The sequence below is a fragment of the Hydrogenoanaerobacterium sp. genome (assembly GCF_032017025.1).
In the GTDB taxonomy this organism is placed as follows: Bacteria; Bacillota; Clostridia; order Oscillospirales; family Ruminococcaceae; genus Hydrogenoanaerobacterium.
Map to the genome: position 1 here is coordinate 1,891 of NZ_DALZQO010000040.1, position 10,962 is coordinate 12,852.

The 10,962-nt window shown below is 43.1% G+C and carries 7 protein-coding genes; 5 read left to right on the forward strand and 2 right to left on the reverse strand.

Translation table 11 applies throughout. The features are described from left to right. The 5 genes from RTV33_RS15285 to RTV33_RS15305 all read left to right on the forward strand — a co-directional run. The coding region (locus RTV33_RS15285; protein WP_312645684.1) for a tripartite tricarboxylate transporter substrate-binding protein at positions 1-744 on the forward strand (744 nt) is incomplete at its 5' end. Positions 745-824: 80 nt separating this feature from the next. Further along, positions 825-1,352: a tripartite tricarboxylate transporter TctB family protein gene (locus RTV33_RS15290; protein WP_312645686.1), complete on the forward strand. Its 528-nt coding sequence runs from the start codon at positions 825-827 to the stop codon at positions 1,350-1,352. Between the two features lie 11 nt (positions 1,353-1,363). Continuing rightward, on the forward strand, positions 1,364-2,887 hold the full coding sequence (locus tag RTV33_RS15295; protein WP_312645688.1) for a tripartite tricarboxylate transporter permease: 1,524 nt from the start codon (positions 1,364-1,366) through the stop codon (positions 2,885-2,887). Positions 2,888-3,289: 402 nt separating this feature from the next. Continuing rightward, positions 3,290-5,521, forward strand: a complete 2,232-nt coding sequence (locus tag RTV33_RS15300) for an ATP-binding protein (RefSeq protein ID WP_312645690.1) — start codon at positions 3,290-3,292, stop codon at positions 5,519-5,521. 49 nt (positions 5,522-5,570) lie between these two features. Then, the gene (locus RTV33_RS15305; RefSeq protein WP_312645692.1) at positions 5,571-6,575 is read left to right on the forward strand and encodes a tripartite tricarboxylate transporter substrate binding protein; all 1,005 of its coding nucleotides are present in this window, start codon (positions 5,571-5,573) and stop codon (positions 6,573-6,575) included. Positions 6,576-7,083: 508 nt separating this feature from the next. Here the strand turns inward: RTV33_RS15305 and RTV33_RS15310 are convergent. Together RTV33_RS15310 and RTV33_RS15315 are read right to left on the reverse strand one after the other, a co-directional pair. Beyond that, positions 7,084-9,366 (reverse strand): S8 family peptidase, encoded by a 2,283-nt coding sequence (locus tag RTV33_RS15310; protein WP_312645694.1) that lies wholly within the window; start codon positions 9,364-9,366, stop codon positions 7,084-7,086. Then, the gene (locus RTV33_RS15315) at positions 9,363-10,496 is read right to left on the reverse strand and encodes an ATP-binding protein (RefSeq protein ID WP_312645696.1); all 1,134 of its coding nucleotides are present in this window, start codon (positions 10,494-10,496) and stop codon (positions 9,363-9,365) included. Before RTV33_RS15315 ends, RTV33_RS15310 begins: the two co-directional genes overlap by 4 nt. Positions 10,497-10,962: the final 466 nt, after the last annotated feature.

The following is a 10,962-nucleotide window of genomic DNA, read 5'->3' on the forward strand; positions in this document are numbered from 1 at the left end:
GGTTATACCTTTGTTCTGGGCACGCAGTCCATCATTATGCTGGATCTTCAAAAGATTTTGCCCATGGACTACAGAAAAGAATTTGTACCCGTATCCAAATTGGTACACTCCATTAACCTGATCGCCTCATCCAAAAAAGCGCAGGAAGGCAAATACACAAATTTCACCGAGTTTATTGAATACGCAAAGGCTCACCCGAAAGAGCTAACCTGCGGTATGCTAACAGCGACAGGTGCTGATGCGGTTTCCCTCAAGCAGACACTTGCAGGCGGCTTGGGCGTGGATATCAACGAAATTGAGCAGTATGTAAAGATTGTCAATTACAGCGGCGGTGCTGAACTCAGTTCTGCCATGGTGGGTGGGCACATTAACATCAGCATTACCGGTGCCGATGAAATCAAGGGCCTAATCGAATCAGGCGATATCGTACCACTGGTTTCAATGTCTGAGGAACGCATGTCCTCTCTGCCCGACATTCAGTGCACAGGAGAACTGGGGATTGAATCCTTTGTAGGTACTTGGAGAGCACTGATGTGCCGTACCGATACCCCACAGGCAGCAGTCGATTCCTTTACCGCTGCGGTAGAAAAGGCTTGGAATGACCCTGCTTATCAGGACTTTTTGAAGCAGGCAAGCTACCTTGACCGCCCCGGCTATGCTAGCTCAGCGGTTACTAAGGCGCTGATGGACGGGGAATACAGCACCTTTGAAGACTACCTGAAAAACGCCGGTTTGATTAAATAGTATAGAGCTTAACTTTTCACAGGGGCGGGGAGAACGGTTCTTGCCCGCCCCTAAATTATAGTAAAGAGAGGTGGGTCGACGTGGCAATAGAACTTATCGTAAATATTTTATTATTGATACTCTCGATCTTTTGCTTTGCCTATGTTGGCACAACCATGCCGACATCCGCGGCCAGTGAACTGGGTGCCGAACAATGGCCCCAGGCTCTGTTAGTCATTTTAGTTCTTGCACTGTGCTGGAACCTGCGCAATTACTTCAAGCGTAACGATAAAAAAGATGTTGCACTGGCGTTTCAACAGTTTCTGCCGGATGTACTTAAATTTTTAAAGAGCAAGCTGTTCATCGGAATGATTATATTGATGGTGATGGCGCAGATTTATGAGCCTCTTGGGTTCATCACCACCAGCCTTCTTTTCCTAATATCTTACGGCCTTCTTCTGGGGCAAAGACGCCCGTTGGTTTTAATTTTGTCATCCGTTATTATCACTCTGCTCTTGTATATCGGCTTTTCGGTTTTCCTTGGCGTTATGCTTCCTCGGGGGTTTGTACCTTTCCTGCGGGAGATGGCTCTGTTTTTCGAATCAATTGTTCAAAGAATTACAGGATAGGGGGATGAAAAATGTTGGATTTATTGGCTAGCGGCATGGCTGTGGTTTTCGCCCCGAAGATGTTCATCCTGATTATTTTCGCGGTTTTTCTGGGAACAATTTTCGGCGCGTTACCGGGTGTCAGCGCTACAATGGCGGTCACTTTGGGTATTCCGTTTACCTACCAAATGGATTCTGTCAGTGCAATCGCTTTTCTGGTCGCTATCTACTGCGCATCGATTACCGGCGGAGGTATGACTGCGATTCTGTTTAAGATTCCCGGCGTACCATCCAGTGCACCAACCACCTATGATGGCTACCCCATGGCTCAACGTGGTGAGGCAGGCAAGGCACTGGGAATTCAGCTAATCTGTTCCGCAATTGGCGGCATGTTCGCGGCTGTTTGTATGCTGCTCTTAAGCCCGCAGCTTACGCAGGCGGCTCTCAGCTTTGGCCCTTCCGAGCTGTTCGCCATCTCTTTCATGGGTCTGTCTATCCTAACAAGTCTGGAGACCGATAATATCTGTCGCACGCTGATTTCTGGTCTTTTGGGGCTACTGCTTGCCTGTATCGGTCTTGACCCGCTGCTGGGTGTGCCCCGTATGACTTTCGGCACCCGTTTTCTTACCTCCGGCATCGAGATGATTCCGGTCATGATCGGATTTTTTGCTGTAACTGAGGTGCTTAAGCAGACGAGCAAGCCCTCCAAGCTTACTGCGGTAGGCGGCCAGATGCAAATGAAAACCAAGATGCCGTCTCTAAAGGAAATGCTCTCTGTCAAATGGACCATTATACGCTGCTCCATTTTGGGAACTGTGGTGGGTATCCTCCCCGGTGCCGGAGCAACTATCGCATCTTTCTTGTGCTACTCTACAGAGCAAAAGCTCTCGAAGTATCCAGAAAAGTTTGGTACCGGTGTCATTGATGGCATTGCAGCGCCGGAAACCGGTAACAATGCCGCCACCGGCGGTTCCATGGTTCCCCTGCTGTCGCTCGGTATTCCCGGCGGAAATGCAGCGGCGATCATGATGTCCGCACTGGTGCTCAAAGGTGTTACCATGGGTCCCCTGCTGCTTGTCAATCAGCCGGAGTTTCTATCGGCAACCTTTGCCTCCATGTTTGTCTCGAACATTGTTATGGTGTTTGCAGCAATAATTATTGCTAAAATATTCGTGCAGATTTTGAAAATCCCATATAGCATCTTGGGGCCAACCATTATTATGATGGCCACCATCGGTGCATACGCCACCAAGAACACTGCAGTTGATGTCAAACTCATGGCGATTTCCGGCTTGATCGGCTTCGTCATCGTCACCTGTAAGTTCAACAGCTCCGCGCTGATACTCGGCCTGGTACTGGGTGTAATCTGCGAATCCAATCTGCGTCGTGCTTTCACCATTGCTACCGGCGATACCCTGTTCCAATCGGCTGTGAACATCGTAGCCCGTCCGATTACCGGCGTTATCCTGTTAATTTGTGTTGCTGTTTTGCTCAGCCCGGTTGTAAAGCCACTGATTCAAAAATATAAAAAAGAGAAAGTAGCAGCCTCAAAATAATTTAACGTAAAAGCGGGATTTATGACGTCTTATGGGCTGTCGATAAACCCCGCTTTTTATGTTATCAGCGTTAGGAGCGTGACTTATAAGATGGGTACTAAATTTAAAGTTCCTTTGGTTGTTGTCAAGCCTTTTTGTATGGCGGCTGTTTTAATTGGTGTTTTTTTTATTGCATTGGGTAATTGGGTTGTAGGGCTATGTATGTTTCTGGGCTCATGGCAGTTTGAAAAACAGCTGTATCGCTGCCCAAAGTGCAATCAGAAACTGAACATGAAGATGCCGCTTTTTAAATCTTCCAGATGCCCCGGTTGTGCAAGTATATTGCGCGATTAAAATAAGGCTTTCATCGCCTTATAAAAAATGTTATGATAGGGAAATGGACAAGGAAAGGGCGACGACAGAATGAAACTAAACAAAAAAGCGATGAAGCGAATCGTGATTGCCGCCCTGCTGACAATACTGCTTTTTATTCTTGCGTATGCAGTGTATACAACCTACGATGCCTATACGCAGTTGGTTGTTGAACAGCAGCAAGAACACCTTTTGGTCATTTCCCGTGCCGTATCGCAGAATATAGATCTGTTTTTATCGGAGCAGTTGCGGGACGTGGAGATACTGGTTAGGACTCCGGGTTTCATCCAAGAACTCCAGAAATATTACGATTATGGGAATGTCGAAGGTGTGAAGGAATATATTCTTTCTTACATGCTCGCTCTCCATTATCAAGGGTTGTCACGTATCTATCTGCTGGACCGCAACGGACAAGAGGTTTTTCGATACAATCAATACCCGTTTTTAGAAGAATTTGACGAAGACATGTTGGAGCTCGAGGCCCTTACACGGCGGGGGCAGACCGGTATGGGGGCTACGTTCGAGATTGTAGCCGGCAATTATGGCGTAACGCTGGTCAATATGGTATATGCCGGGGATGGAGATTTGGGCGCTGTCGTAAGTGTGGTAGATTTGGAAAGCATGTATGAGCAGTTTATCATGCCACTGGATACCCGCGACTCGGATTACATTATGATAAAAGATGAAGCCGGAACCGTTATTATGCACCAAAACAAAGAGATGATCGGCTTTAACTATCGGCTGGGTATCCCCGAGGATTTAAAATCGGATATGCGGTATGCCGACATGCTTCGTATGGTGGCAAGACAGTACGAATATGAAGAAGGAACCGCCATCTACCGTGCTTACTCAAAAGGTACAGCTGCACCTGTTGATGAGATTACAGCCTATACGCGAATGAATCTGGGCGGCACTTCGTGGTTTGTATCTGCGGTAATGCCGGTTGAAAAGGCGTTGCAGCCGGTCAACGAAAATTTGGAGCGGTTTGCACTTTTGGTTACCGTAATTCTCGTTATTCTAATTGTTGGCTTTGTAACTATTTACGTATTGCAGAAAAACAGACAGAGGCTTAAGCTGCAGACCCGTTACCTCCAGGAAATCAACCATACGCTGGAGGAATTGCATCAAAGCCGAGAGCAAGTGCGTCATTATCAGAAACTGCAAACAATCGGTGCATTGGCTGGGGGAATCGCACATGAATTTAACAATTTGTTGACGCCCATTATGGGGTATTGTGAGTTTTTAAAGGAGCAAATGGGCATCAGGAGTAAATACTACGAGGACTTGGACGAAATTCACAAGGCTGGTGCCAGGGCAAAAGAGATTGTGGAGCAAATTTTACCGTTTAGCCGCCGTGAATCGGATGAAGCAGCCTATTCCTCAGTGAGCCTTGATGCTGTCATCCGGGATGCACTAAAAATGGTTCGTATGATTATCCCTTCCAGTATTCGTATGGACGAGCATATACACCAAACCGGCGCAAATGTATACGGAAGTGCCACGCAACTCAACCAGGTGCTGCTGAACCTATGTACAAACGCATATCAATCTATGGAGCGTGAAGGTGGCACTCTTACGATATCCAATGAGGTCATTGAATCCGATCAGCTTCCTGAAAAATTTGGTAGCGCGAATGGAATAGAGGCCTACGCTAAAATTGTCATCACCGATACCGGCTGCGGCATGAGCGGTGAAGTTATGGAGAAAATTTTCGATCCTTTCTTTACGACTAAGGATGTAAGTATGGGAACCGGTCTGGGGTTATCGCTTGTACAAAGTATCCTCACAAACCACAGCGGATTTATTGAGGTGAAGAGCGATATCGGCAAAGGCAGCAGCTTTATCATTTACCTGCCTGTCACCGATACTCCTGTTGCAATCGAACGTCCAAAACAAGTATCCATTTTGGTAGAGCGAGAACCAATTCATTTGTTGCTGGTAGATGATGAAATTAAGGTAGTAAACTATCTGAAAAAGCGTCTGAAGCGATATGGATATCAGGTATACGCTTATACCGATGCAGAGGAAGCATTGGCAGCCTTTAACCAGTCTCCGGATAAGTGGGACTTGTTAATTGTGGATTATACCATGCCGAAATACAAAGGGACAGTATTGGTGCAACGCATGAAAAAGGTGTGTCCAAGCCTTCCGGTCATTCTGATTACTGGGCTTGTCGAAAAAGATGCAATTCAAATGAAACAGGCCAAGCTGTTGGATCAAATTCTTATCAAACCTCTGGAGTTTGATGAGCTGCTGCAATCAATCAATCAGTTAGCGAAATAAAGGTTATCCGTTTCCATGTATCTGAGGTTTATGAAAGGTGAGGGATACCATGAGAAAAGTTGCCATTGTATGCTGTGTAATCTTGCTGATTATCGTTGTTTGTTCCTGCGGATCGCATGCCCAGTCGCCTCAGCCTGCAATTGAATATCCCAAAAAATCCATGGAGCTTATTGCCCCGGCAGGTTCTGGCGGGGGATATGATCTGACCATCCGATCGATTGCCCAATGCCTGTCGGATACCAAACTGGTTTCCGTTCCGCTGCCGGTTACCAATATGCCTGGCGGCGGAGGTGTTGTCGCACTCACTTATCTTGATGAAAAAAAGGGTGCCAACGATGTTTTGGCGATCTACTCACCACCCTTGTGCTTAATCAACCTCAACAGTTCTACGGAATTGAACTATCGGGACAATACAACGCCCATAGCGCGGCTGATTACTGCATATGGTATGTTTGCAGTTGGAAAGGATTCCCCCTATACCACAATCAATGAGGTGATGGAGGCTCTGAAAGAGGACCCCAAATCAATCACAATTGGCGGAATATCTGCGGTTGGCTCAATGGATCACATTCAGTTTTTAAAAACGGCCCGTAAAGCCGGCGTTACAAACCTGGATGAGATTAAATATGTAGGGTTCCAGGATGGCTCGGCAGCGGCACAGCTGATGGGAGGACATGTCGACCTTATTTCCACGGGAATCAGCGATTCGATAGGCTTAGTGGAAAGCGGCGATATACGGGCCTTAGCAACTACTGCGGACAAGCGTGTAGGGAGCGGAATTGTGGGCGAAATACCCACTTGCGTAGAGCAAGGGATTGATGCCACATTTTATAATTGGCGAGGTTTTTTTGGCCCAAAAGATATGCCGAAACATGCCTTGGAGTACTGGGAGGATATCCTCAAACAGATGGTACAAACTCAGGAATGGGAAGAAATATGTGAGAAGTATGGTTGGGAAATGACATTTTTGGGACATGATGACTTTGTGGAGTTTTTGGATGAGGTCAATGCAGAGTATTCGGTGCTATTAGACGATATTGGAGCTTTAAGCTGATGAAACACACTTTTCTCATCGAGACAAATAAAAGCACTTTGAATGTGAGCAGGTAAAAGCAAATTTTCAGTGTGCAAGGCAAGGCTGGAAATGCAGAGGAAAATTACTGAAATTTTAAATAACGAAAAAGACAGCAGTAACGAATGAAAAGTTATCGCTGTCTTTTTTATTACTAATCTTATTTGGTGTTTTATCAAAACTATGTGTTCATGTGCAAAAACTTACTATCCATTATTCCTGTGTTGGTTCAATTGATATACCAGATGTTTTACCGTTGTCACAACCAGATGTACTAATTAATACAAGAAAAGGAGTAGCCGTCAGCTACTCCCCATCACAAAAGGCGATATAAAAAAACAAGTGTCCTTACAGTACTAAATACTATAAGAACACTCGTAATGAGTGGTCTGGTAATTGTAGATGTGAGCCTATTTTTATAGGGGGATTTGAACTATCACGATGTTATAAATGTAAAACTTATCAATTCAATTTCAAAATCGGTTCTATTTTACTGGCGCTGGCGAACTTGCTGTCTCGTCTCAAGGTTATTCGTGAAATAGCCTCTTTCTCTTAGTCCGTTAACCACCTCGGAGTAAATATCATTTCCAAGAGAATCTTTAATTGTAACAATCAACACAAATTCTTGAGCAAGAACTGTTAATCCGTTTCGAGGATTCATATCAATCCGGATTTTCCAGCTTTCTCCCGCTTTTATGCCGGTATTGCTTATTTTACGATAATATGATTTTATAGGGCTCCATTTGAATCCATTCTCCACCCGGGATTGTTCAAATTTTTCATCCCAAGCAGATTCGAGTGGCACACAGCCCTTGAATTCAAGTTTTCCAGATTTCGCATAATGGTACATTCCAAAGCTCGCATCAATATTTGTCCGGCAATATTCTTTGCCATATCTGTCATCCAATATAGGATTGTACGCTAAGGTCATTCCAATTTCTCCAAAGCATTTTCCGTCGTGCATAAGTGATGCAGGGTATGGAAAATTGAACATTTCCAGATGTGTACCTTGTGTGACTTTCTGACGAAAGACGAGTGTGATTTCGTTTTTGCTACATTGTAATATGTCTTGCACGTCAACAGATGGCATTCCGAACCCATAATACTTAATGTTATCCGGGTGTTGATCAAGTGAATCTCTGGAATTCATTCTTGCCGAGTGTATTACCATTGCTTTGGCAAGCAGTAAATCTCTTTCAAACATCTCATCATATACGGCGGCAAATTTTTGAGCGACGCGTGGAGTAGAATAGCTTGTTCCAACACCTTCAATTATATCACCATTAATATCCATACCTTTAATGCCAAGGCCCGAGATATTGAAATCCCTTGATATGTTGCCTCCAAAGTCTACAACGTCAGGTTTGACAATATAGTTTGCGCCAGGGCCTCGACGGCTAAAAGGAGATGGCTCATTGCTTTTCACAATCGAATTGGCTGATTCATAAAGGGCAACAGCCCCGACCGAAATAGCACGAACAGAGTCAGCGGGAGAGATAATTCGATCTCGTTCGTTCATATCTGCTTGCGCTGGCCATTCTCTAAGCGGTGGGGTATTCAAATTACCGCTTGAAACAAACATTTGAACATGGTACTTATCCTGAATATAATCCAAAAATATGCCTAAATCAGACATTGAGCCATTGCATACTTTGTTTTCGATTCCTAAAGATAAATTCCAGATTTTTGTAGTTCCTGCGTGTTTCTCCATTACTTCTTCAATGATTTCCATAAGAGATTCTTCGCTTATGGTATCTACTGGTCCGAATTTAGGATTGCCGTTCGGAATAGCAATGACATCAACAAAGCGGAATCGCTGTGAGGTTGGGGCTTCAATGTCGTTCAAGATATTCCCATATTGAATTGTTGAAGCGATAAATGTTGCGTGGCTGGGATTCTGATAATCCTTTCCCACATAGGTTTCACGGGCTACTATATACGGTTTTAGAAACGGATTGTTATCGCTTATTCCACCATCAATGATTCCGATGGAGACGTCGCTTTCGAGGTGTTGGCCATCCAAAAATGTCTTTAAATTCTCATTCGTAAATTCAGACAAAGGCTGTGAATATTCTTGAAAAAAATCCACGGATTTTACACCATTTATTTCCGAAATCCGCGTCACGTCATCAAAGGATTCAACTTGAACCTTTATAAATTTAATTTGTTCTCCATACGTTATTAGTTCAGCTTTTTCAGAAAGCTTCATTGCGGATAATTTTTCCATAATATAGCTTAAAATCTGTGCATTATCAAAATCATTATCAAAGTCAAAAAATTTAATCTTGATTTTACCCTTCACTGTATCGAACCTTCCCTGTGTGGAAATTTCAGCTAACCCTTCGGAAATTTTTTCCGCACCACGTATTGGTTGAATATCAGAAATAGCTGTTAAATTAGCTTGGAACTTTTGGGACGGTGGATTTTTTACTAAGGTTATTGTATCCTCGACGGCCTTTTTCGTTATCTTAATATAAACTTCATCCAGATCCTCACTACCAATTATTGGGCAGCAACGACACAAATCATTGGGTTTATGAGATTTTGCAATTGCTTCGGGTTTAACCGTAATTTTACCCACAGCAGGAACCAATTCACTCTCTTGAAATACATCCTGATAAAAATCTAAAACACCGTTGAATTTTTCGATTATTTTTTCTTGCAATGCGGGAGTAACTTCTCCAAAGAATTTTGTTTTTCCTCCGCCTCTATTATTTTGCGTATCGGTTGTACGTTGCAATACTAATTTTATAGGCAAATTTTTTTCACTCATGTCTCATCAGCCTCCTTTATAAGCTTTTGTATAGTAGTTTTGGAGCTTCCTAAGATATCAGCAATATTTTGTAAGCTAAATATTTTCTTATCGCATTCTCTCAGAAAAATTGCTTTAATCTTAAGGAGTTCTTTAGAACTGTTACAGTTTTGGGGAAGAATATTTTTGAAGATAAACAGTTCCTCGTAAACACTAAGTCTCGTAAATTCTTCTCCATGAATCACTGAGTTCCTGAAAGCCTTTTTTACAATTTCTTCTACATCGGCGCCACTTAATTCCTGAAATACAACAGCCAATTCCATTTTCTCTTTTGGCGAAAGAGCGTTTGATCTATTCGTAAATAAGTCTATCATCTTCACAATTGCGTCTGCATCTGGTAATTCAATTTCCAGCTTATAATCAAACCTGCGCCAAACAGCCGAGTCTAAAAGTTGCTCATGATTCGTGGCCGCCAATAAAAGGCTATCTTTGCTCATAGCATCCACATTTTGCAATAGACTGTTCACAACGCGTTTCAGTTCTCCTAACTCATTGCTGTCATCTCTTGCCTTCGCAATCGCATCAAATTCATCCAGAAACAGTACACAAGGGGTTTTTTGAGCATATTCAAACAGCATTCTGATATTTTTCGCAGTTGTGCCCAGATAGGATGATATTAGGCTATCCAAACGGGCAACTATCAATGGCAAATTTAACTGCTTTGCAATTAGATAAGCACACTTTGTTTTTCCGCATCCGGGAGGTCCGTATAGCAACAACGTATTCGAAACACCTATGCCAAGAGAGTTTAGCTTATCTGCATTTTGATAGCTTAAAATAAAAGAGTTGAGTTTGTCAGCATTGCTTTTTGATAGTATAACCTCAATATTGTTTTCATTAGGATAAATCACATCAGCAAGAGCAACTCGTGACTCAGAATCAACTGGCATGGGCAAATCTTTCGACATACCCATTGCTGTCAATGTAGCCTCGCTTTGTGTAGTCAAAAGCTTGCTGAATTTGCTTGCGGCACGACTTTCGTTGTCATCCTCGAGTTTTGCAATGAGTTGTTTAGTGTAATTCATAACTTTAAGTTGATCGTGCTTTAAAGCACCCTCAACGATTTTCCCAATTTCAATGGAATACTTCATTGTGTCCACCTCCTATTTTATTATAAACCATAATATTCTTTTGTCAAGAACGATTCGAAAATATTCGGAACAACTACAATATTTTCGAAAACAAACTGATTAATTTACGGAATTTTTGTGATTATATCGGAACGAATTCGGATTAGATTTCGAGCAAGCGAGTGAGATTTATTCCATAAATAGGAGTTTATTATTGTTAAGCCACAATCAAGAGCCTATGTCAGCTCCGTTCCCATAATCGTTTTCGTAACAGGAATACAAATGACCTCTTTACTCATTTTTCACCTACTGAAAAGTCGCTGTCATGATTAGTTCTTATTTGGGTGCTTTTGCTCGCTGCAGTTTCAACTCCTGCGTTTTTTCAAATTTTGATGGATTGGTAGTGTTGCCATCCTCAGTGTCGCACAAATTGGCAACAACGGGGCAACAATTGCTTTCTGTTTCGATAGGGGTTTCCACGGTCAAA

Excerpts from the sequence above, each read along its gene's own strand:
- RTV33_RS15295 (WP_312645688.1), top strand. The coding sequence starts at position 1,364 with ATGTTGGATTTATTGGCTAGCGGCATGGCTGTGGTTTTCGCCCCGAAG.
- RTV33_RS15315 (WP_312645696.1), bottom strand. The coding sequence starts at position 10,496 with ATGAAGTATTCCATTGAAATTGGGAAAATCGTTGAGGGTGCTTTAAAG.
- RTV33_RS15300 (WP_312645690.1), top strand. The coding sequence starts at position 3,290 with ATGAAACTAAACAAAAAAGCGATGAAGCGAATCGTGATTGCCGCCCTG.
- RTV33_RS15305 (WP_312645692.1), top strand. The coding sequence starts at position 5,571 with ATGAGAAAAGTTGCCATTGTATGCTGTGTAATCTTGCTGATTATCGTT.
- RTV33_RS15310 (WP_312645694.1), bottom strand. The coding sequence starts at position 9,366 with ATGAGTGAAAAAAATTTGCCTATAAAATTAGTATTGCAACGTACAACC.